The sequence below is a fragment of the Streptomyces sp. NPDC002787 genome, from assembly GCF_053592095.1.
Genome location: NZ_JBSFVC010000003.1, coordinates 188,637 through 209,349 on the forward strand (window position 1 = coordinate 188,637; position 20,713 = coordinate 209,349).

The following is a 20,713-nucleotide window of genomic DNA, read 5'->3' on the forward strand; positions in this document are numbered from 1 at the left end:
ACGGATGTGGGGCGGTGTTTCACGTGAAACACCGCCCCACATCACCTCACCGAGACGCGTCCTAGATCTGCGTCACGTCCAGCGCGCCCTCCGCGTACTGCCTCCGCAGTACCTTCTTGTCGAACTTGCCCACGCTCGTCTTCGGCACCGACTCGATGATCGTCCAGCGCTCGGGCAGCTGCCACTTGGCGATGTGGCCGTCGTCGGCGAGGAAGGAGCGGAGGGCCTCGAAATCGGTGGTCGAGCCCTCCTTCAGCACGACCGTGGCGAGGGGGCGCTCGCCCCACTTCTCGTCCGGTACGGCCACGACGGCGGCCTCGGCGACATCCGGGTGGGCCATGAGGGCGTTCTCCAGCTCGACCGAGGAGATCCACTCGCCGCCGGACTTGATGACGTCCTTGGCACGGTCGGTGAGAGTGAGGAAGCCGTCGGGGCTGATCGTGCCGACGTCGCCCGTCTTCAGCCAGCCGTCCTCGCTGAACTTGTCGTCGGGGCGGACGGGTTCGGCGCCCTGACCGCCGAAGTACGCGCCCGCGATCCAGGGGCCGCGGACCTCCAGCTCACCGGCGGACTCGCCGTCCCAGGGCAGGCGTTCGCCGCCGGGGCCCGTGAGGCGGGCCTCGACGGATGCGGGGAAGCGGCCCTGGGTGAGGCGGTACGCGAACTCCTCCTCCGAGCCGGCCTCGATGTGGGCCGGCGGCCGGGCGATCGTGCCCAGCGGGGAGGTCTCCGTCATGCCCCAGGCGTGGCAGACGCGCATGCCCAGCTTGTCGAAGGCCTCCATAAGGGCGGGCGGGCAGGCCGAGCCGCCGATGGTGACCTGGGTGAGCGAGCCCACCTCGCGCGGGCGGGCGGCCAGCTCGGCGAGCAGGCCCTGCCAGATGGTGGGGACGGCGGCGGCGTGCGTCGGCTTCTGCGTCTCGATCATCTCGGCGAGCGGGCCGGGCTGCAGGAACCGGTCCGGCATCAGCAGGTTGACGCCGGTCATGAAGGTCGCGTGCGGCACGCCCCAGGCGTTGACGTGGAACTGCGGGACGACGACGAGGGAGAGGTCCGCGTCCGTCAGACCCATGGACTGGGCCATGTTGATCTGCATGGAGTGCAGATAGATCGAACGGTGGGAGTACACGACGCCCTTGGGGTCGCCGGTGGTGCCGGAGGTGTAACACATGGCCGCGGCCGTGCGTTCGTCCAGCTCGGGCCAGTCGTACGTGGTCGGCTTGCCGGCGATCAGGTCCTCGTACTCGTGCACCTGGACGCCCGCTCCGGCGAGCAGCGACCGGTCGCCGGGCCCGGAGACGACGACGTGCTCCACCGGCTTGAGGTGCGGGAGGAGCGGCGCGAGGAGGGGGAGCAGCGAACCGTTGGCGATGATCACCCGGTCGGCGGCGTGGTTGACGATCCATGCGAGCTGCTCAGGAGGCAGCCGCAGATTGAGGGTATGGAGGACGGCGCCCATGGAGGGGATCGCGAAGTACGCCTCGACATGTTCCGAGTTGTTCCACATGAGAGTCGCGACGCGTTCGTCGCCGTCGACTCCGAGGTCCTCGCGCAGAGCGTGGGCCAACTGTGCGGCGCGGGCGCCGATCTCGGCGTAGGAACGGCGGTGGGGCTCACCCTCACCGGTCCAGGTGATCACCTGCGACGTCCCGTGGATGCTCGACCCATGGGTCAGGATCCTGGAGATCAACAGCGGTACGTCCTGCATGGTGCTCAGCACGGCGTCCTCCCGGGGCGGCTCTGCCTACGCGGTGGTAACGGTTGCGCTGATTCTGCTCACATACCGCTTGGTATGTCACTAGGTGCGGGATGATCGATCAGAGTGAATCCCGGGGAGCCGGATGGCAGCCGCATGCCAGGCCAACGAGCGAGCTACCGCACGGGTTCCAGCTCGGGGTCCTCACGCAGCTTGCCCAGCGCGCGGGAGACCGCCGACTTCACCGTGCCGACCGAGACCCCGAGGACCTCGGCCGTCTGGACCTCGCTCAGGTCCTCGTAGTACCTGAGGACGACCATCGCCCGCTGACGCGCCGGCAGCTTCATGATCGCCCGCCACATCGCGTCGTGCAGGCCCTGCTGCTCGGCCGGGTCGGCGGACTGGACCCCCTCCGGCTCCGGCAGTTCGTCGCACGCGAACTCGTCCACCTTGCGCTTGCGCCACTGGGACGTGCGCGTGTTCAGCAGCGCCCGGCGCACATAGCCGTCGAGGGCCCGGTGGTCCTCGATGCGCTCCCAGGCGACGTACGTCTTGGCGAGCGCGGTCTGCAACAGGTCCTCGGCGTCGCACGGGTTCGCGGTCAGCGACCGGGCGGTCCGCAGCAGCACCGGCTGGCGGGCCTTCACGTACGCCGAGAACGACGGGTACGACAGGTTCGTCAGGCTCGACAGGTTCGGCCGGGTCGAGGCCGAGCGGGCCGAAGTCGAGCGGGTCGAGGCCGAGCGGGCCGAGGTCGGCAGGGTCCGCGTCACGGGTGCAGCGGCCTTCGAAGCGCTGGTGCAGACGGGTGTGGTCATGGCTCCACGCTAGGAGCGGGCCCCGCCCGGCGGATCGGCCGCAGGTCCCGAAGACGAATCCCCCTCAGGTTGTAGGAGTGGGGCGGGCCCCACCTACTGGAGGTGGATGAACAGCCCCCAGGTACTGAGGGTGTACCCCTGAGAAGCACTGCCCAGGTTGTACGGACCGCGTCCCACCGGCCCCCAGGGTGCCCGAAGCCTCCCTCAGCCGCCACACCAGGACCACTCACCCGTCCGTCCCCAGCACCAACCCCGAGGTCGGCACCCCCGTCCCCGCCGTGACCAGCACCCGTTCCGCGCCGCGCACCTGGTTCACGGCGGTGCCCCGCAGCTGCCGTACCGCCTCCGCGATGCCGTTCATCCCGTGCAGATACGCCTCGCCGAGCTGCCCGCCGTGGGTGTTGAGCGGCAGTCGCTCCGCCGCGACGAAGTCCGCCGCCTCCCCCGGCCCGCAGAACCCGAACTCCTCCAGCTGCATCAGCACGAACGGCGTGAAGTGGTCGTACAGGATGCCGACGTCGATGTCGCTCGGGACGAGCCCCGAGGTCTGCCGGAGCCGGCGGGCGACGACGCCCATCTCCGGCAGCCCGGTGAGATCACCGTCGTAGAAGCCGGTCATCTGCTGCTGCGCCCGGCCCGCGCCCTGGGCGGCCGCCACCACCACGGCCGGCGGCCGGGGCAGATCGCGGGCCCGCTCCACGGAGGTCACGACGAGCGCCTGGCCGCCGTCCGTCTCCTGGCAGCAGTCCAGCAGCCGCAACGGCTCCACGATCCAGCGGGAGGCCGCGTGCTCGTCGAGGGTGATGGGGCGGCCGTGGAAGTACGCCGCCGGGTTCGTCGCCGCGTACTTGCGGTCCACCACGGCCACGTGCCCGAACACCTCGGGGGTCAGCCCGTACGCGTACAGGTACCGCTGGGCCGCCATCGCCACCCAGGACGCGGGCGTGAGCAGCCCGAACGGCAGCGTCCAGCCCAGCGCCACACCCTCCGCCGACGGCTCCCGGTGCCGTACGCCCGAGCCGAACCGCCGCCCCGAGCGTTCGTTGAACGCCCGGTAGCAGACCACGACCTCCGCCACGCCTGTCGCGACCGCGAGCGCCGCCTGCTGCACGGTCGCGCACGCGGCGCCGCCGCCGTAGTGGACACGCGAGAAGAAGGACAGCTCGCCGATGCCGGCCGCCTGCGCGACCGTGATCTCCGGGCTGGTGTCCATGGTGAACGTCACCATTCCGTCCACGTCGGCCGGTGCCAGCCCCGCGTCGTCGAGCGCCGCCCGCACCGCTTCGACGGCCAGCCGCAGCTCACTGCGCCCCGAATCCTTGGAGAAGTCGGTCGCCCCGATCCCGACGACGGCCGCCCGTCCGCCGAGCCGGTCCTTGGTCCGTACGCTCATGCGGCGCCCTCCGCCTCGGCCGGGGGCGGGTCCTGGGGCGGGACCGGGGACGGGACCGGGGGCGGGACCGTGACGGTGACCGTTCCGGTGACGTGTCGGCCGATGCCGTTGTCGCCGACGACCTTGACCGTGGCCGTACGACCGTCGGTCGCCTCGACCGTGCCGGTCAGCACCATCGTGTCGCCCGGGTAGTTGGGGGCACCGAGCCGGATGGCCACCTTGCGCAGGACCGCGGCCGGCCCGAAGTGGTCGGTGACGTACCGCCCCACCAGCCCGTTCGTCGTCAGGATGTTCATGAAGACGTCCGGCGACCCGCGCCGCCGCGCCAGCTCCGGATCGTGGTGCACGTCCTGGTAGTCGCGCGAGGCGATCGCCCCCGCGACGACGAGCGTGCGGGTGATCTCGATCTCCAACGACGGCAGTACGTCCCCCGCCTCGGCCCTCATGTCCGGGCCACCTCCTCCTCCACGCGGAACACCGGCAGCTCCAACTCCTCGTCGCAGCGCATGAACTCGAGCCGTACGGGCATCCCGATCCGCACCTTGTCGTACGGCACCCCGGTGACGCCGCTGACGATCCGCACCCCTTCCGCCAGCTCGATCAGCCCGACGGCGTACGGCGGATCGAAGGCCGGGAAGGGCGGGTGGTGCATGACGACGTACGAGTACACGACCCCGTCGCCGCCGGCCTCGACCGTGTCCCACTCGGGCGAGCCGCAGGCGTTGCACCCGGGCAGCCAGGGGAGGCGGAGGGTGGCGCAGTCGGCGCAGCGCTGGATGAGGAGTTGGTGACGCGAGACGCCTTCCCAGAAGCCGGCGTTGTCGCGGTTGACGACGGGGCGGGGGCGGCGGGGTGGTTGTTCGCGGGGGTGGGACTCGCGGAGTTGTTGTTCGCGAGGCTCTTGTTCGCGGGGTTGTTGTGCGCGGGGTTGGGGCTTGGCCTTCGTCGTCCGCGTACTCGGCGCGTACTTGAGGATCCGGAAGCGATGGGTGCCGACGAGTTCGTCGCCGACCCGCACGTCCATGCGGGTCGTGACGAAGTACCCGGTGCCGAGCTTGGTGGTCTTCCGGTTCGACACCGACTCGATGACCGAGTCGAAGGTGATCTCGTCCCCCGGCCGCAGCGCCCGCAGGTACTCCTGCTCGCAGTCGGTGGCGACGACGGAGGTGCAGCCGGCGCGGTCGAGGAGCGCGAGGAGTTCGTCGTACGCCGGCGCGCGGGTCTCGTGGCCGCTCAGCCCGCCCATCGTCCACACCTGGAGCATGGTCGGCGGGGCGACGGCGTCCGGCCCGGTGTACGCGGGGTTGGCGTCACCCATGGCCTCGCACCAGTGCCGGATCATGGGCGGGTTGACGGGATCCTTGCCACGGCCGCCGAGGACGGCCGCGCACCCCTCATAGGCCTTGAGCCGTACGGACAGGTCCTCGGTTGCCGCCACCGTTCCCCCTCCGAAGATTTCTGACTGTCCGTCAGATTGAAGGAACTGGCGCCGGAACTGTCAAGGTCGCGAGGGCGCGCCTGCGAGCCGCGAGGGCGTAGAAACGTCTGTGCGGCGATGCCGAAGCACCGCCGCACAGGCGTGCCACACCCCACGAACATGTCCCACATGTCCTACGTCGCCCGAGGGTCGGACTGGTGCCGTTGTTGTCGTGGCCGGCGCCGCTGCCGACGAGGTTCGCCACACCCGCGTTCGATCCGTTGTCCGCGAAGGAGCCGTTGCGAGAAGTCGAACAAACCCCTTTAGATCAAGAAACTCCCAGCTCAGACCCAATAAGCCGACACGGCGGAAGCAAAATCAAGCCGGGCAAGGGGTGAAGCGTTCCCTCACCCTTCCGGCCAACCCTCGAACAGACCTTCCACGACCGAAAGACCCCCTCGAACCCCTTCCCTTTATCGAACACCCGTACGAACATAGAAGCATGGCCACCACGGACCGGCAGGCCACCACCCTGGCCCTGGCGCACGCCCTATCCGCCGCCGAACGCGGACTGGCGGTGATCCCCCTGTCCCGCTCGAAACTCCCGGCCCTGCGTTCCCCCCACCGGGACGACCCCGTCCCCTCCCCCTGCCACGGCGAATGCGGCCGCTTCGGCCACGGCGTGTACGACGCCTCCACCGACGCCCAACGCATCCGCGAACTCTTCGCCGCCGCCCCCTGGGCCACCGGCTACGGCATCGCCTGCGGTGTCCACCCCCACCACCTGATCGGCATCGACCTCGACACGAAATCCGGCACGGACTCCTCGACGGCCCTGCGTGAACTGGCTCTGCGCCACCTCTTCACGATCCCCGAGACGGTCGTCGTGCTGACCCCCAGCGGCGGCCGCCACCTCTGGCTCACCGGCCCGCCCGACGTCGTCGTCCCCAACTCCGCGAGCCGCCTCGCCCCCGGCATCGACATCCGCGGCGCCGGCGGCTACCTCGTCGGCCCCGGCTCCCGCACCGACCACGGCGTCTACGGCACGGCCCCCGGCACGTCCCACCTGCCCCCGGCCCCCTGCCCACCGGCCCTGCTCCGCCTCCTCCTGCCCCCACCGCGCACGGCCACCCCGTCCCGGACGGCCGACGGCCACGGCCACGGCCTGATCCACTTCGTCCTCACCGCCCAGGAGGGCCAGCGCAACACCCGCCTCTTCTGGGCGGCCTGCCGCGCCTACGAGAACGGTCTCGGCCCCGACCTGACGAACGCGCTGATCGAGGCGGCCGTACGCACGGGCCTCACGGAACGGGAGGCGAGGTCGACGGTGGCGTCCGCTGCGCGGATGTCGGGGCGGGGCGTGTGATGCGGACGTCGCGGACACCGGCCGTGAAGCCGAGGCTGCGCCACTGGCCCCTGTCAGGAAGTCACCGAGACGTCCGCCGTGCCCGCTGTGAAGTCACCGCGGCGGTTCCTCGCGGCCGGTGTCGGTCTGCCCTGTCTGCTCCGAGCCGAACTGCTGCCTGAGCCGCTCCTGAGCCGTGTCGACCTGGCCGCTGTACTTCCCCTGCGTCCGCTCGTCGACCCGGTCGCCAGCCCTGTCGACACCCTTGCCGGCCTGCTCCTCATGGCCCTTCAGCATCTGCTTGAGCTTGTCCATCACAGACATCGCGACTCCTTCCGCCGTTTGCCATCCCCTCCAGAATCAGCGCCCCTCCCACAGGTCGCATCTCGTACGCACACCGAAGGGGCGCCCCGCAACCGGGACACCCCTTCCCCCTTCTGCCCGGCACCGGATTGTCAGTAGCGGATGGCATCCTTCCCGCTGACCTTCGACGTCCCATCCCAGGAGAAACGTGCCGAAGAAGAAGCAGAAGCCCCGCAAGAAGCAGACGCGACGTACGCCGGCCCCCAAGGGGGTTCTGCTTTACCACGACATGGCCGTGTACGAGAATTTCGAGCGATGCACTCAGAGAGTTCTCCAGGTCCTTCAATCGGCGCAGAAAAAGAGCCCTGGAGCCCCCAGACGCCTCCTCTTCCGGGTTCAGGGCCACAGAAACAGCGAAGGCGGTTACGATCACGACTCCTGGGAGATGATCCGACACTTCCTCCCGGATATCATCCTCCCCCACCTGACGGAACTGATCACGCCCCTGTATGAGGTGCGAAACCCGAGGAAGCAGAACAACGTCATACCTGACGAACTGCACATCTCCTATCCCCCAGGAAACAAAGGCTTCTGGTACGACACCGACCTGCTCCCCCTGCGGGCGCGCGAAACAGCTCCCGAGAGCCGGAAGACACCTCCCTCACGGCAGGCGATAGCGGACTACCTGGGCATGGGCGAGGAAGCATCCTGCCTGGTGTGCTGGGGCGTACCGGCCGAGCGTGCACACGTGGTACCGACCTCACTCGGCGGCTCCATGGACGTTCGGAACTTCGCTCTCCTGTGCAGCCAACACCATAAACAGGCACCGGACATCGCCGATGCCGAGGCTTTCTGGGCATGGGTCGACTATGCGGAGCTGAGAGATTCCGGCAGCAAGTGGTCAAGGGCTCCCGAAGACCTGAAGGATTGGCTGCAAAACCAGGGTGTCAGAACAGAGATGCAGTCCCGCGAGGATCTCGAATTCCTCGCCGACGTGAAATTTGAGCTGAAGCATCTCTACGGCTGGTCCGAAGACGACTTCTCCCATGCCTCTTGGGACCTCACCGAGGAGTACCACCGAGTCTTGGACGCGGCAACAGGAAAACACTTCGGCGTGGAGAAGAAAGTCGCGACCCACGCCTGGGCCTATCACATCGCAAGGCAGCGACTCACCACGCGCAAGCCGGGTGGGCAGGCGAACAGGGGCTACGGACCGCCGACCTGATCCCGAGCAGGCCCACGAGCCGTCCGCACAGGCTGACCGGAAACGGTAGCCAAACGCCCCGAAACGAGAAAAGACAACGCAGAAGGGGCGCCTCCCGGAGAGACACCCCTTCCGACCTTCCGACCTTCTGACCTTCTGGCCAGCAAGTCACACTCGCCTGCTGCGGTGGGTGTGGGATTTGAACCCACGGTGACATCGCTGCCACGACGGTTTTCAAGACCGTTCCCTTAGGCCGCTCGGGCAACCCACCTTTGCCCCGGACCACCTGGGTCGGAGTCGGAGCGGGTACAGCGTACCGGCACCGAGCGGTTGGCGGGGGCGCGGTCCATGCGGGGTCCGCGCCCCCGGTGTGTTACTGCTTCCAGGCCCAGTGGAGGCGGTCGAGGCCGCTCTGGTTGTTCAGCTTCAGGGTGAGGCGGGTGCCCGTGCCCTGGAGGGTGGTGAGGGAGTAGGTGTCGCCGTTGCGCAGGCCGGGCCAGTAGACCGAGCCGAGGCCCATCTCCCGGATGGTGTCGGTCGCGGCCTGGATGTAGGCGACCTCGTTGGAGCCGCTGACCGGACCGTTGTAGTCCAGGCCGGTGGTCATGGAGGCGCCGAACTCGTCGAGGATCGTGCGCGAGGCGCAGTCGCCGATGCGCTCCTTGAAGTCCGCCTTCCACTGGTCGACGCTGGTCCAGTCGGTGTGCCAGAAGCCGTAGTTGTGCAGCGCGATCCGCGTGCCGTCGAGCCGGCTGTCGGCGCACACGGGCTTGACGTCCTCGCTGTACTTGATGCCGCCGACGAGGACCCGGTCGCGCGGCACGAAGCGGTGCGTCTTCAGCCAGCGGGCGGCCACGTCGCGCCACTCCTGGGAGGTGTAGCCGAACGGCTCGTTCATCGGCTCGAAGTACACCTTGGAATTGCCCGCGTAGGCGGAGGTGATCCGCGCCCACATCCGGTCCCAGGAAGCCTGGTCGTCGATCTTGCCGTCCTTGGCGTTGTCGGCCTCCCAGTAGCCCAGGATGACCTTGAAGCCCTTGGCGGTGGCCGCGTCGATCGCGCCCCGGTACGACTTCCAGAAGGCGCCGTTCACGGAGGTCGGGTTGACCGGGAGGCGGACCGTGTTGGCGCCGAGCTTGGAGAAGCCGCCGATGATCGCCTTGGACTTGGCGTAGGTCGTGGCGTAGCTGTCGGAGGTGGACAGGCCCGAGGGCACGACCGCGTCGTCGGCGTAGTTGTCGCGCGGGTCGGCCCAGTTGACCCCCTGGAAGTCGCTGACGGGCGGCGGCGAGGCGTGGCGGGAGGCGCCTGCGGAGGCGGGGGAGGCGAGCGCCCCGCTGACTGCCGTGGCGCCGGCCAGGAACGCTCCCAGGCACGCTGTCCGGCGGTGGTTCTTTCGTGGCACGGCATCCCTTTCTGGGCAGGTGCGTTCGCGAGATCTCACCTGCGGGTCGGCGGCTCTGTGGCTTCCGCAAACTAGAAGGCATCTCAAACAGAGGTCAACACATCTGCACACCAAATTTCATCAAGATCGCAGTAAGGGAACGGGCGATCACGAACGCAGGCCATGAACGTCGCCCATGAACGTCGCTCATGAACGCAGCTCACCAACGCGGCTCACTTGGCTGGGTCCTTACGGCGTGACCGACGCGACGGGAGCGGCCGGTGTGTCCGACGCGAGCCCCCACGCCGACCGCCGAGGGTCGGCGGTACGACGATGGCCGTCCCCGCCGCCGCCGGCTCACCTGGCTGCCCCGGCCGTCCAGGCGGATCCGGCAGCCCGGCTCCGACCGACGCCGACGCCCCGGCCCATACCCAACGCGGCTCATGAACCCAGCTCCAGCGCAGCTCATGAGCGCGGCTCACGAACCGCCCACTGCCAGCCCCGACCCCGTCAGCCGCACCCGGATGCCGTCCTCCTCCACGCGGACGTCCCGCAGCCGCACATTCCCCCGCTTCGGCTCGGGCAGTTCGAAGGACAGGGACAGCCGGTCGGCGAGGACCGGTCGGGTGAGCTGGGACAGGGCGTCGAGGAGACCCGGGTCGAGGCCCAGATCCCGGAGCAACTCGGGGTTCTCCAGGGCCAGATCGATGAGGTTGAGGCTCTGGGCCTGGCGGGCGAAGCGCGGGGAGCCGGTCAGCTCGGCGAGCTTTCCGTCGTCGCCCAGGGCCTCGCGTACGGTCGCCTCGGGCACCCCCATGCGCCGCACGATCGCCGGGACCGACAGCAGCGCCTTCGCCTTACGGGTCTCCCGGGCGAGGTCGGCGGACGCCTTCGGCGTCAGGTGCAGGCCTTCCGAGGAGCGGGTGCCGGGCCGGTAGGTGGCCAGGTCCCCGATGTCCAGGCGCATACCGCCGATCTCCGTGGCGATGCCCCGCTCGCCCTGCCGCTGGATCGTGGCCTCGGCGCGCAGCCGGAGGTCGTGCCCGGCGACCGGCAGGGTGCCGCGGGCCCGGACCCGATCCGGGCCGTCACCCGTGAACGTCACCTGGGACGCGCCGAGTTCGCGGTTGAGGTCGGCGAAGGACAGCAGGACGTCGCCGTCGAGGCGGGGGACGCGGGCGCCGCGCACCGAGGTGAGGCCGTCGGCGTCCAGCCGTATGTCGTGGGCCGTGGCCGACACCTTCGCCAGTGAGACCCGGTCGGCCGCCACGTCCGGCACGGTCAGCCGCACCGACTCCAGCCGTTTGTCCACGAGTTGGGTGAGGAAGGGGAAACCGCCGATCTCCACCTCGGGCGCCGCGGCCAGGTCCAGCCGGTCCTTGAGGGTGTCCGCGGTCCTGTGCTCGGCGTACAGCAGTGCCCAGCGGTCGGTGAGGGCGACGAAGGCGGCGAGGACCACCAGGCCCACCACCGCCTTCAGAGCGAGGGGCAGCCCGGCGAAACGGCCACGGCCACGCCTGCGCCGGCCGCCGCGGCGGTGGACGGGCGGAGTCCACTCCGGCTCCTCCTCGGGCTCCCTCTCCGGCTCGGCCCCCGGCTCGCCCGTACCGCCGCCCAGAAACTCCTCCAGAGAGGTGTCCTCCAGAGGGCCGTCGTCGAGGTCGGCGAGTTCCTCGTAGGGGTTGCGGCGGGCTCCGGAACGAACGTGAGGTACGTCGGAACGGCCGTCGAGCGCTTCGGAGTGGTCGTGGGGGTGGGGCTGGGAGTGGGCGTGGGGATCAATGCGGTGGGAGTGGGCCTGCGGATCGATGCGGTGGGGGGTGCGCATCGATTCATCCGAACATGTGCACCACCCCTGGCCGCAACCTGAATCCCGCCTATGCGACTTACTTCACGATCGCTGCGGCCCGCCTTCACGATCGCTGCGGCCCGTTTTCGCCGCTCGATCGTGGTTCCCCACCCAGGCCCAGGAGTTGACCGTCAGGCACCCACTGCCCACAGCACAGCACAGCACCGGGCAGGACAGGACAGCACCGCGCCGCAGCACCCGTGATGCTGGGTTGCTGCGGCGCGGTGGCGACGAGATGGGGACGGCGTCAGCTGTCGCCCTCGCGTTCGCCGAGGGTCACTTCCGCCGTACGGGTCTTGCCGTCACGGGTGTACGTGAGGGTGACCCTGTCGCCGGGGAGGTGCGTCCAGATCTCGCCGATGAGGGTGGGGCCGCTGTCGATGACGTGGTCGTCGAGCTTGGTGATGACGTCACCGGGCTGGAGGCCGGCCTTGTCGGCGGGGCCGCCCGGCGTGATGGAGTCCGCGCCCCCCTCGGTGATCTTCGCGCCGCCCGTGCCCTCCTCCAGGGAGACCGAGGCGCCGATCACCGGGTACACCGGCTTGCCCGTCTTGATCAACTGCTGGGCCACGTTCTTGGCCTGGTTGATCGGGATGGCGAAGCCGAGGCCGATGGAGCCCGCCTGGCCGGAGCCGAAGCTGCCGTTGCTGGCGGACTGGATGGCCGAGTTGATGCCGATGACGTTGCCCTGGGCGTCGAGGAGGGGGCCACCGGAGTTGCCCGGGTTGATCGACGCGTCGGTCTGCAGGGCGCTCATGTAGGAGGCCTTGCTGCCGGAGGAGCCGTCGCTGGAGGCCACCGGACGGTTCTTGGCGCTGATGATGCCCGTCGTGACCGTGTTGGAGAGGCCGAAGGGTGCGCCGATCGCGATCGTCGAGTCGCCCACCGCCACCTTGTCGGAGTCGCCGAGCGTCAGCGGCTGCAGGTCCGACGGGGCGTTCTTCAGCTTGATGACCGCCACGTCGTAGCCCTGTGCGTGGCCGACGACCTCGGCGTTGTACTTTTTGCCGTTCGGGAAGGTGGCCGACACCTTTCCGCCGTCGACGGCCTCCGCCACCACGTGGTTGTTGGTGACGATGTGGCCTTCCTTGTCGAACACGAAGCCCGTGCCCGTGCCGCCCTCGCCGTCGCTGCCCGACGCCTCGATGGTGACCGTGCTCGGCAGCGCCGCGGAGGCCACCGCGGCGACCGTACCGGCCGCGCGCTTGACGTCCCCGCCGTTCTGCGAGGCCGAGACGGTCGTGGAGCCCGTGGAGTCGTCGTTGCGGTCGGCCAGCGTGTAGCCGATGCCGCCGCCGACGCCGCCCGCGACCAGCGCGGCGATGAGGATCGCGGCGATCAGACCGCCCCGCTTGTTGCCCGCCGGCTTGGGGGCGGGCTGCTGCGTCTGCTGCCACGAGGAGCCCCAGCCACCGCCACCGCCACCGCCACCGGGGCCACCGGCGCCTCCGGGCGCGCCCGCGTTTCCGTACGCGCCGCCCGCGTCCGCGTACGCGCCGCCACCGTTGTCCGCGTACGACGGGACGGCGTGCGGCGCCGGGGGCGGCCAGGCTGCGTCGGGTGCGGAGGACCCACCGGGCCCGCCTGCGCCACCCGGCCCGCCGGGGGGTGGTCCGTAGCCGCCACCACCGGCCGCCTGTCCCCTGTCATACCCCTGCCCGTGCCCCGAGGCCGCCGCGTAACCGGGCGCCCCGGCCGACACAAGCTCCGGCTGCGACTGTGGCTGCGGGTGGTGAGCCGTCGACTGCTGAGCTGTCGGCTGCTCCGCCTGCGGCACAGGCGGCTGGCCCGCGGTCGCGCCCGGCTCCGGGGCGGTCGGCGGGACCGGCGGCAGCTGGGCCGTCGGCGCGTTCTCGGCGGTGGTTCCGGCCGGGGCCACCTGGGCGGTGGGGTCCGCCGGTGCCGCGCTCGGCTCGTGCGCCGGGGCCGGCGCGGAGGCAGCGGGAGTTTCCACCGGCACGGGAGGTGCGGACGGGGCCGGGGGTACCGCGGTGCCCTCGTTCTCGGTGCTCACAGCTTTTCTCCTCGATCCACGGCTTCACCTTGTCGGCGGTCGACTGTTCTTGGTCGCACATGAGGCTGTGCGTGACTCTTGTATGCGGTCAGCTTTTCCCACGAGCCGTCAGGGCACCATAAGCGGTGACTGTGGGTCCGGGACCATTCTTTATATAGGATCTGTCGGACGAATGACCTGTATCGCCCGTGTGAACCCGGTCGTCCCCCGGTCATCCACCGTCACGCCCCCACGCGTACCCCGTCACGGTGGCACCATGACGCGGTGACCCACGCACGACAGCTCCCGATTCAGGTCGTCGCCCACCGGGGGGCCTCCGAGGCGGCCCCCGAGCACACCCTGGCCGCGTACAAGAAGGCGATCGAGGACGGTGCGGACGCCCTCGAATGCGATGTCCGGCTGACGGCGGACGGCCACCTCGTCTGCGTCCACGACCGACGCGTCAACCGTACGTCGAACGGCCGCGGCGCGGTCTCCGCCCTGGAGCTCGCCGACCTGGCGGCCCTGGACTTCGGCTCCTGGCACAACGGTGACGAGGCCCCCGACTGGGAGGTCACCCCCGAGGACCGGGCGGACACCTCCGTCCTCACCCTTGAACGCCTGCTCGAACTCGTCGCCGACGCTGGACGCCCGGTGGAGCTGGCCATCGAGACCAAGCACCCCACACGCTGGGCCGGCCAGGTCGAGGAGCGGCTGCTGGTCCTGCTGAAGCGGTTCGGCCTGGACGCGCCGGAGCCGGGCGGCGAGTCGCCGGTACGGGTCATGAGCTTCTCGGCGCGCTCACTGCACCGGGTCCGGGCCGCGTCCCCGACACTGCCGACGGTCTACCTGATGCAGTTCGTCTCCCCGCGGCTGCGCGACGGACGGCTGCCGTCCGGTGTCCGGATCGCGGGCCCCTCCATCCGGATCGTGCGCAACCACCCCGCCTACATCGAGCGCCTGAAGAACGCCGGCCACCAGGTGCACGTGTGGACCGTGAACGAGCCCGAGGACGTCGATCTCTGCGTCGAGCTCGGCGTCGACGCCATCATCACCAACCGCCCCCGCGCCGTCCTGGACCAACTCGGCCGCTGACACGGTCTCCAACGACTCCGAACACACCTATTTCGACAACTCCGAACACACCCGCTCTCGACAGCTTCGAACACGTCCGTCTTCACACCTGCGAGCGTTCCACCGAGCCCTGCCGCACCCGTCGAAGGGCTCTTGGCGGAGGTAAGAATTCCGCCAAGTCGGCCGGACTTCGCCACCGGACAAGTCAGGACATCGGGGGCGAAAATCAGCCAGGCAGCTACGGGGAGTGCACCGGCGCGTTCGATCCGTATTCGATCGTTGCGAGTGCGTCAGAGCACGTGCGTTGGCCGGTTTCCAGTCCAGTCCAATGGGGCATTCACACCGTGGCGTGGGGCGAAGGAGGTCTCGGGGGTGGCGTTGGTGGTGGCACAGGAGGTGCCCACGTCGTCGAGCATGGCCGTACCCCATGGCCCTGCGGGCGTGGGGAAAGCGAGGCACCGGATGCGCGATCAGTTGCGCGACGGTGGTGTGGCGGAATCGGTCATCGACGACGCCCTACTGATCCTTTCCGAACTGCTCAGCAATGCCTGCAAACACGGCAGGCCGCTGGGCGACGCGCTGGCCGGTGACGGCGATGTGCGCTGCGCCTGGCGCGTGGACCCCTCGGGGCGGCTCACGGTCGAGGTGACGGACGGCGGTGGTCCGACCCGCCCGGTTCCGTCCACGCCCTCGGTCACCGCACACGGCGGCCGCGGGCTGAACATCGTCACGGCACTGGCCGACGACTGGGGCGTGCGCGACGACGCCCGTGGCGAGGTCACGGTGTGGGTGGTCGTCCAGGACGACGTCCGGCACGCCCATCGCAGGGACGACTTCGCCACCCGCGTCGTCGCCCCGTCGGTCTCCACCCTCCCCGACCTGGACTTCGCGGACGCGTTCGAGGACATGGACTGACCGGCCGACCGAAAGCCGACCGGCAGCCGACCGACAGCCGGCCATCAGTGTGCGATCAGTCCGCGATCAGTCCGCGATCAGCAGTCAGCGATCAGCGGTGCACAACCTGACCTGAACCACCGGTTCCGGGACGACTCGGTGCGTTGCCCACAGGGTCCCGTCGGGCGTCGTACGAGCGGCTAGGCTCGCGCAAGTACGAGACGAGCCGTGATCGGGAGACACCCACGATGGCCAAGAAGCGACCCCACACGAAGGCCAAGCGCCCGCAGGGCACCGGCGGAGTCGGCGCCGCAGGCGCCGATGGGCAGGTCCCGGTTGTCGGCGCGCGCGAGCAATGCCCCTGCGGCAGCGGCCGCCGCTACAAGGCCTGTCACGGCCGGGCCGCCGCCCAGGCGGTGACCGAGCTGGTGCACCGTCCCTTCGAGGGTCTGCCGGGCGAGTGCGACTGGGTCGCGCTGCGCGAGCTGGTGCCCGCCGCCACCGTCGAGCTGAAGCTGAAGGACGCGCTGCCCGAGGGCGTCCCCTCGGTCACGCTCGCCACCGTCCTGCCGATGGCGTGGCCCGCGCTGCGTCGCGACGACGGCACGGTGCTGCTCGGCCTGCAGAACGACACGTCGTCCGGCGACATCAGCCGCGACCTCGCCGACACCCTCCAGCGTGCCCTCGTCGCCGAGCCGGGCACTCCGGTGCAGGGCCGGCGCGCCCCGGCCGACGGCCCGCGCCTGCAGGACCTGCTCGACCCCGAAGGTGACTTCGAGCCAGTTGTGCACTCCGGCTTCGAGTTCTGGGTACCGGACACGGAGAGCACGACTCCGGAGGTCACCGCCTCCCTGGAGCGCGCCAACTCCGCGGCCATCCCGACCGTGAAGCTCGCGGGCGTCGACTCGGCGTACTGGTGCGAGACCCCCGAGAAGAACCACCTGCGCTGGGTCATGCCGCACGCGGAGGAGCGGCTTCTGGACGCTCTCGCGCGGCTGCACGCGGCGGGGCGCTCCAGCCTCGGCGAGGGCACGCGCCTGGTGGGATCCTTCCGTGCTCACGGCCTCACGGTGCCGGTCTGGGACCTCCCCAGCGGGGTCGGCGCGGACGACATCGAGAAGCCGGCGGCCGAGTTCGCCGAGCGGCTCGCCGCCGCCCTGACGGACGAGTCTCCGCTCACCCCGGAGGAGCGCCGGGCGCGCGGCGGACTCACCAACCGGCAGGTCACGCTCAGCTGACGTACGTTCTCGGGCCGACCGGACGGTCGGCTGATCGAGTGCGTTCGAAATGTGGTGACTCCTGTCACAACTCCCCTACGTGACAGGCAAATTCGTGTCCGAATAGCCGAGATCGAATTTGCGAAGCGCCGATCTCTTGTTACGGTTCCATTAGCCCGGTTGCTGGTGCATCCCCCGTCGCCAGCAACCGGGTCTTTTCATGCCCGCGTTCCGGAGCGTCCGTGCTGTACGGAACCCGCGTCGGCGTCAACTGCCTTACGAGCGGCCCGAGTTGCTCCCTGAGCGCAGCAACAGCGGTCCACTGCCGTCGGGTGCCGCGAACTCCACCACGGCCGTGTACGCCTCCGCCCCGCCCCGCGTACGCTCCCTCGGCGTCTCGCACACCCCCGGCTCGTCGTGCGCGCCCACGGCGCAGTGCATGCGTACGGTGCGCCCACCGGGCGCCATCATGCTGAGGACCGCACTCAGCTCCCGCCCGGTCGCGTTGCGGTAGTACGTGCGGGCCCAGGTTTCCTCACCCTGCGTGAGGACACAGGTCTGCGCCTCGATGCCGTCGGGGGAGGTGAGCTCGGGGCCGCAGCGGGCAGCAGTGGCGAGTCCCACACCGAGCGGCCTGCCCGACGGGCGCTCGGCGTCGTCCGGGGTACCGCCCACGTCCGCCGCGTCATCACCGCCCCCGTCCGCCGTCTCCTCGTTCGCCCCGCCCGCCTTGGGATCGAGGCGCCCGGAAGAGTCCTCGGCGCCCTCACCGGAGCCATCCCCACGGCCGGAGGTGCCACTTCCGCTTCCGGCTCCGAGTCCGGCGGCATCACCGACACGCCCGGCGGCCCGGTCGAGCTCGGAGGTGAGAGCGGACTCAGAGGTGAGGGCAGGCCTGGAGGTGAGAGCGGACTCGGAGGTGAGGGCGCGTTCGGACGTACGTACGTCGTCGAGCGGACCGGCGGACGCGACGAGGGGCAGGCCCAGCGCGACCGCCACCGCGGCGGTCAGTCCCGCGAGGCGCAGTCGGCGTGGATCCGGCCCGCCCCCCGCCGACTCGGGTGCTCGGTGGCTCCGGGACGGGGGAGCGCAGTGGCGGCCGCGCGGCGACGGGGCGCCATGGCCCCCGGGAAGACGCTGCATGTGCGGAAGATAACGACCGACCGGGGGCGCCCGGCCCCACGCGCGCCGGGCGGGCTCAGAACTCGGGTGCGCTCACACCCGTACGAGTGAGGGCGTCGACGACCGCGTCCACGACCGCCTCGACGTCGGGCACCCAGGGCGCGGCCGAACCGGGCAGCGGCGCGCGCTCCCAGCGGATCGAGCCGTGACCGGTCTCGGAGGGGGGCAGTGCCAGATAGCCGCCCTCGCCGTGGAAGCGGAGGGAGCCGGGGACGAAGTCCTTGGCGTAGAGCAGCTCGCCCAACTGTTCCATGGAGTACGGCGCGACGAGGATCGCCCAGCGGTGCGGTGCCGCGACCACGGGGCCGAGGCGCATCCCGGTGCGGTCGAGCGCGGCGAGGGCACGCGAGGCGGCGAGCGCCGGCAGGCTCACCGCACAGGGAGCGGTGCCTCCGGTGGCGAGCACGATCGGCGCGGTCGGCCGGTTGGTCCACCACCAGCGGACCATGCGCTCGTCCGTCGTGGCGGCGAGCAGGCCGGGGTCGAAGGGGTGAGCGCCGGGAACCACGCACTCCGGGTCCGGGCAGCCGCAGCGGGCGCGCCCCTGCGGATCCGGCGCCACACCCGGGAGCACGGGCCACTGCCATTCCGTCGCGAACGTCAGGGCCTGCTCAAGAAGCTCTGGCCTCCCGCCGTTGCGCTTGGACAGGAGCCTGCGTCGCCTTCCGGGAATCTCGCGCATGAGCGCTCGTCCTTTCCGTTGCACGCATGGCAACACCGTGGGTCACATCACAACATGTGTCGTTCACTTCACTGTGCGTACCTGCTGGCGCATCACACCCCTGTCGCGGACAAGGGGAACCCTTGAGAGCCGAGCTCGGTTACGTCCGCGTCCATCGCTTGCGTCGACTTGCGTCTGTCAAAAGCATGGGCATGGCGTAGGGGTGGCGGCGCCTGGCGTTTTGCTGTCACGCATGTGCTCGCCGCCTCCGCCACGGGAGGATGGGGCTCGGTCGTCGGTGGATAGGACGCCCGGTTCCGTCGCCAGGTTCCGGGCGGCTCACGCCGCCCCTGGTCTTCACCGAGTACGTACCCATCACGACCGCTGTGACGCTCTGTTGAACAAGGCCAGTCGACCTCAATACACCGTTCACCACAACACTTTTAAGCCAACTTTCCTTTTTCCAAAGGACTGGACAAGAAGGGGACGGGAGTCCAACAGCACCTCACGGACACCAGATATCCCAGCAGGACAATGCTGGACATCCCCTCACGAGTGCGTGTACATGTGGAGACACTGCTAGCGGCGCAGAATGACATGGGGGTTTGCGATGCTTTTGAGCAATACGCACCGGTCGGAAAGCCGGACACCATGAACGCCCCTCACCCTCCGAAAGTGGCTGGAATCGATTCAACGGTTCCCTCCCCCGCACACACTGTCGCGCCCGCGCCCGCCGCCCCCGACTCCCCATCGGCCACTCCCGCCACAGGACCGGGCGCCGCTCCCGGCGCCGTTCTCCAGGACAGACTCGCGGGCTGGGTCTCGGACCTCACGACGCTGCACGAACTCACCGAACGTCTGGCCCGCACGGACTCGCTCGACAGCGCCCTGCAGGAAGCCCTGCACGCCGGAGCCTCCCTCGTCGGCGCCCGCCGCGGTCTCGTCGTCCTGGAACCGGGCGACGGACTCGGGCCGGACACCACCATCGGTCTCGGCCTCGGCCGCGCCGACCTCGGGCACATCGAGACCGTGCCGCGCAGCTCCCTGGCGTACGGCCGCATCCTCGACGGACTGCCGGGCGGTGACGGCGAGATCGCCCAGCCCGACCTGTTCGCCGAGGACGGACTCGACCCCCGCCACCGCGAGGTCGCCGCCCGCCTCGGCTACGCGGCGAGCTACGCGCTTCCCCTGTCCACCGAGGCCGCCGGCCGGCTCGGCGCCGCCGTCTGGCTGTACGACGAGCCCGCGGAGCCGGTCGAGCGGCAGCGGCACCTCGTCGGGCTGTACACGCGGTACGCCGCCGAGCACCTGACGCGGCTCGTCGAGGTCGAGCGCACCCGCGCCTCCATGAACACCATCGCCGAGGAACTGCTCCCCTCCCGGCTGCCCCGCGTCGCCGGCGTCCAGCTCGCCGCCCGGCACCGCACCGGACCGCGCGGCGGCGGCGACTGGTACGACGCGCTGCCGCTGCCGGACGCCGCGCTCGGCCTCGCGGTCGGCTCGGTCACCGGGTCGGGGCCCAGCGCGGTCGCCGCGATGGGCCGGCTGAGAGCCTCCCTGCGGGCGTACGCCGTGATGGAGGGCGAGGACCCCGTCGCCGTCCTCTCCGACCTCGAACTACTCCTCCGGCTCACCGAACCGGCCCGCTCCGCCACCGCGCTCTTCGCCTACGTCGAGCCCGCGCTGCGCAAGCTCACCCTGGCCGGGGCCGGGCACAGTCCACCGCTGGTGATCGGCGAGCGGCGCACGGAGTACGTGGAGACGTCCCTGTCCGCGCCGCTCGGCATGCTCGCCTGCTGGGAGGCGCCCAGTGTCGAGCTGACCGCCGGACCAGGAGAAACCGTTTTGCTCTACACCGACGGCCTCCTCCAGCGCACCGGCGAGACGGTCGACCGCGCCTTCGCCCGCCTCCACGCGGCCGCGGCCTGCGTCCCCCGGGCCCTGCGCACCGACCCCGGCGCCCTCGCCGACCACATCCTGCGCACCGTCCTGCCGAACGGCCTCGACGAGACCGGCGGCACGGAGGACGTGGTGCTGCTGGCGGCGCGGTTCGAGTAGATACCGGCTGCCGGTGGCCGACTGCCGGTTGCCGCTTGCCGACTGCCGGGCGCCGGGTGCCGGGGGGACGCGGTCGCCGCACGTCAGGGGCCCCGGACTCAGGGCTGCCGCACACCAAGGGCGGAGCCTCACGGCTGCCGCGCACCAGAGCCCGGCAACTCCCGGCTGCCGCGCGTCAGGAGATCGGAAACCCTCGCGGCTGCTTGCCGTAAGGGCTCGGTGACC

At 70.3% G+C, this 20,713-nt stretch carries 17 protein-coding genes and 1 tRNA gene; 6 read left to right on the forward strand and 12 right to left on the reverse strand.

Annotated elements, in window-relative coordinates; translation table 11 throughout:
- Nucleotides 1–61: 61 nt before the first annotated feature.
- From ACWD26_RS04965 to ACWD26_RS04985, 5 genes are all read right to left on the reverse strand, one after another.
- Entirely contained in the window at nt 62–1,720 is a 1,659-nt protein-coding gene (locus ACWD26_RS04965; RefSeq protein WP_451266263.1) for a long-chain fatty acid--CoA ligase, read from the reverse strand.
- Nucleotides 1,721–1,872: 152 nt separating this feature from the next.
- On the reverse strand, nt 1,873–2,514 hold the full coding sequence (locus ACWD26_RS04970; RefSeq protein WP_451266265.1) for a SigE family RNA polymerase sigma factor: 642 nt from the start codon (nt 2,512–2,514) through the stop codon (nt 1,873–1,875).
- Nucleotides 2,515–2,740: 226 nt separating this feature from the next.
- Nucleotides 2,741–3,907, reverse strand: coding sequence for a lipid-transfer protein (locus tag ACWD26_RS04975; RefSeq protein WP_451266267.1), 1,167 nt, complete (start codon nt 3,905–3,907; stop codon nt 2,741–2,743).
- Nucleotides 3,904–4,353 carry a MaoC family dehydratase gene (locus ACWD26_RS04980; RefSeq protein WP_451266269.1) on the reverse strand — a complete coding sequence of 150 codons (450 nt, stop codon included), beginning with the start codon at nt 4,351–4,353 and terminating at the stop codon, nt 3,904–3,906. Before ACWD26_RS04980 ends, ACWD26_RS04975 begins: the two co-directional genes overlap by 4 nt.
- Nucleotides 4,350–5,345 carry a bifunctional MaoC family dehydratase N-terminal/OB-fold nucleic acid binding domain-containing protein gene (locus ACWD26_RS04985; RefSeq protein ID WP_451266271.1) on the reverse strand — a complete coding sequence of 332 codons (996 nt, stop codon included), beginning with the start codon at nt 5,343–5,345 and terminating at the stop codon, nt 4,350–4,352. Before ACWD26_RS04985 ends, ACWD26_RS04980 begins: the two co-directional genes overlap by 4 nt.
- A 481-nt stretch (nt 5,346–5,826) precedes the next feature.
- Between ACWD26_RS04985 and ACWD26_RS04990 the strand changes: the two genes are divergently transcribed.
- Entirely contained in the window at nt 5,827–6,690 is an 864-nt protein-coding gene (locus ACWD26_RS04990) for a bifunctional DNA primase/polymerase (protein WP_451266273.1), read from the forward strand.
- A 93-nt stretch (nt 6,691–6,783) separates the two neighbouring features.
- On the opposite strand, the gene ACWD26_RS04995 is transcribed toward ACWD26_RS04990, so the two are convergent.
- Complete coding sequence (locus ACWD26_RS04995) at nt 6,784–6,993, reverse strand: antitoxin (RefSeq protein ID WP_451266275.1); 210 nt, start codon at nt 6,991–6,993, stop codon at nt 6,784–6,786.
- 187 nt (nt 6,994–7,180) lie between these two features.
- Here ACWD26_RS04995 and ACWD26_RS05000 point away from each other — a divergent pair, with 187 nt between their 5' ends.
- Nucleotides 7,181–8,197 carry an HNH endonuclease signature motif containing protein gene (locus ACWD26_RS05000; RefSeq protein WP_451266277.1) on the forward strand — a complete coding sequence of 339 codons (1,017 nt, stop codon included), beginning with the start codon at nt 7,181–7,183 and terminating at the stop codon, nt 8,195–8,197.
- 163 nt (nt 8,198–8,360) lie between these two features.
- Here the strand turns inward: ACWD26_RS05000 and ACWD26_RS05005 are convergent.
- The 4 genes from ACWD26_RS05005 to ACWD26_RS05020 all read right to left on the reverse strand — a co-directional run bounded on the left by ACWD26_RS05005 (nt 8,361) and on the right by ACWD26_RS05020 (nt 13,423).
- Nucleotides 8,361–8,447: transfer RNA gene (locus ACWD26_RS05005), tRNA-Ser, on the reverse strand.
- 102 nt (nt 8,448–8,549) lie between these two features.
- Entirely contained in the window at nt 8,550–9,581 is a 1,032-nt protein-coding gene (locus tag ACWD26_RS05010) for a glycoside hydrolase family 5 protein (protein WP_451266279.1), read from the reverse strand.
- 457 nt (nt 9,582–10,038) lie between these two features.
- Nucleotides 10,039–11,388, reverse strand: coding sequence for an LmeA family phospholipid-binding protein (locus ACWD26_RS05015; protein ID WP_451266281.1), 1,350 nt, complete (start codon nt 11,386–11,388; stop codon nt 10,039–10,041).
- A gap of 268 nt (nt 11,389–11,656) precedes the next feature.
- A complete protein-coding gene (locus ACWD26_RS05020; protein ID WP_451266283.1) occupies nt 11,657–13,423 on the reverse strand; it encodes a S1C family serine protease in 1,767 nt (588 codons plus the stop codon).
- Nucleotides 13,424–13,687: 264 nt separating this feature from the next.
- Between ACWD26_RS05020 and ACWD26_RS05025 the strand changes: the two genes are divergently transcribed.
- The 3 genes from ACWD26_RS05025 to ACWD26_RS05035 all read left to right on the forward strand — a co-directional run bounded on the left by ACWD26_RS05025 (nt 13,688) and on the right by ACWD26_RS05035 (nt 16,608).
- Nucleotides 13,688–14,497 (forward strand): glycerophosphodiester phosphodiesterase, encoded by an 810-nt coding sequence (locus ACWD26_RS05025; protein ID WP_451266285.1) that lies wholly within the window; start codon nt 13,688–13,690, stop codon nt 14,495–14,497.
- A gap of 351 nt (nt 14,498–14,848) precedes the next feature.
- Nucleotides 14,849–15,391 (forward strand): ATP-binding protein, encoded by a 543-nt coding sequence (locus ACWD26_RS05030; RefSeq protein ID WP_451266287.1) that lies wholly within the window; start codon nt 14,849–14,851, stop codon nt 15,389–15,391.
- Nucleotides 15,392–15,618: 227 nt separating this feature from the next.
- Nucleotides 15,619–16,608, forward strand: a complete 990-nt coding sequence (locus ACWD26_RS05035; protein WP_451266289.1) for a DUF5926 family protein — start codon at nt 15,619–15,621, stop codon at nt 16,606–16,608.
- 255 nt (nt 16,609–16,863) lie between these two features.
- Here the strand turns inward: ACWD26_RS05035 and ACWD26_RS05040 are convergent, their stop codons facing one another.
- Nucleotides 16,864–17,730, reverse strand: coding sequence for a hypothetical protein (locus tag ACWD26_RS05040; protein ID WP_451266291.1), 867 nt, complete (start codon nt 17,728–17,730; stop codon nt 16,864–16,866).
- 55 nt (nt 17,731–17,785) lie between these two features.
- On the reverse strand, nt 17,786–18,451 hold the full coding sequence (locus ACWD26_RS05045; RefSeq protein ID WP_451266293.1) for a bifunctional DNA primase/polymerase: 666 nt from the start codon (nt 18,449–18,451) through the stop codon (nt 17,786–17,788).
- Nucleotides 18,452–18,964: 513 nt separating this feature from the next.
- Here ACWD26_RS05045 and ACWD26_RS05050 point away from each other — a divergent pair.
- Entirely contained in the window at nt 18,965–20,488 is a 1,524-nt protein-coding gene (locus tag ACWD26_RS05050) for a PP2C family protein-serine/threonine phosphatase (RefSeq protein ID WP_451266295.1), read from the forward strand.
- The last annotated feature ends 225 nt before the right edge of the window (nt 20,489–20,713 follow it).

What these genes read in the sequence shown, in the direction of transcription:
- ACWD26_RS04970 (WP_451266265.1), bottom strand. Translation starts at nt 2,514, where the DNA reads ATGACCACACCCGTCTGCACCAGCGCTTCGAAGGCCGCTGCACCCGTG.
- ACWD26_RS04975 (WP_451266267.1), bottom strand. Translation starts at nt 3,907, where the DNA reads ATGAGCGTACGGACCAAGGACCGGCTCGGCGGACGGGCGGCCGTCGTC.
- ACWD26_RS04980 (WP_451266269.1), bottom strand. Translation starts at nt 4,353, where the DNA reads ATGAGGGCCGAGGCGGGGGACGTACTGCCGTCGTTGGAGATCGAGATC.
- ACWD26_RS04990 (WP_451266273.1), top strand. Translation starts at nt 5,827, where the DNA reads ATGGCCACCACGGACCGGCAGGCCACCACCCTGGCCCTGGCGCACGCC.
- ACWD26_RS04995 (WP_451266275.1), bottom strand. Translation starts at nt 6,993, where the DNA reads ATGTCTGTGATGGACAAGCTCAAGCAGATGCTGAAGGGCCATGAGGAG.
- ACWD26_RS05015 (WP_451266281.1), bottom strand. Translation starts at nt 11,388, where the DNA reads ATGCGCACCCCCCACCGCATCGATCCGCAGGCCCACTCCCACCGCATT.
- ACWD26_RS05035 (WP_451266289.1), top strand. Translation starts at nt 15,619, where the DNA reads ATGGCCAAGAAGCGACCCCACACGAAGGCCAAGCGCCCGCAGGGCACC.
- ACWD26_RS05040 (WP_451266291.1), bottom strand. Translation starts at nt 17,730, where the DNA reads ATGCAGCGTCTTCCCGGGGGCCATGGCGCCCCGTCGCCGCGCGGCCGC.
- ACWD26_RS05045 (WP_451266293.1), bottom strand. Translation starts at nt 18,451, where the DNA reads ATGCGCGAGATTCCCGGAAGGCGACGCAGGCTCCTGTCCAAGCGCAAC.
- ACWD26_RS05050 (WP_451266295.1), top strand. Translation starts at nt 18,965, where the DNA reads ATGCTGGACATCCCCTCACGAGTGCGTGTACATGTGGAGACACTGCTA.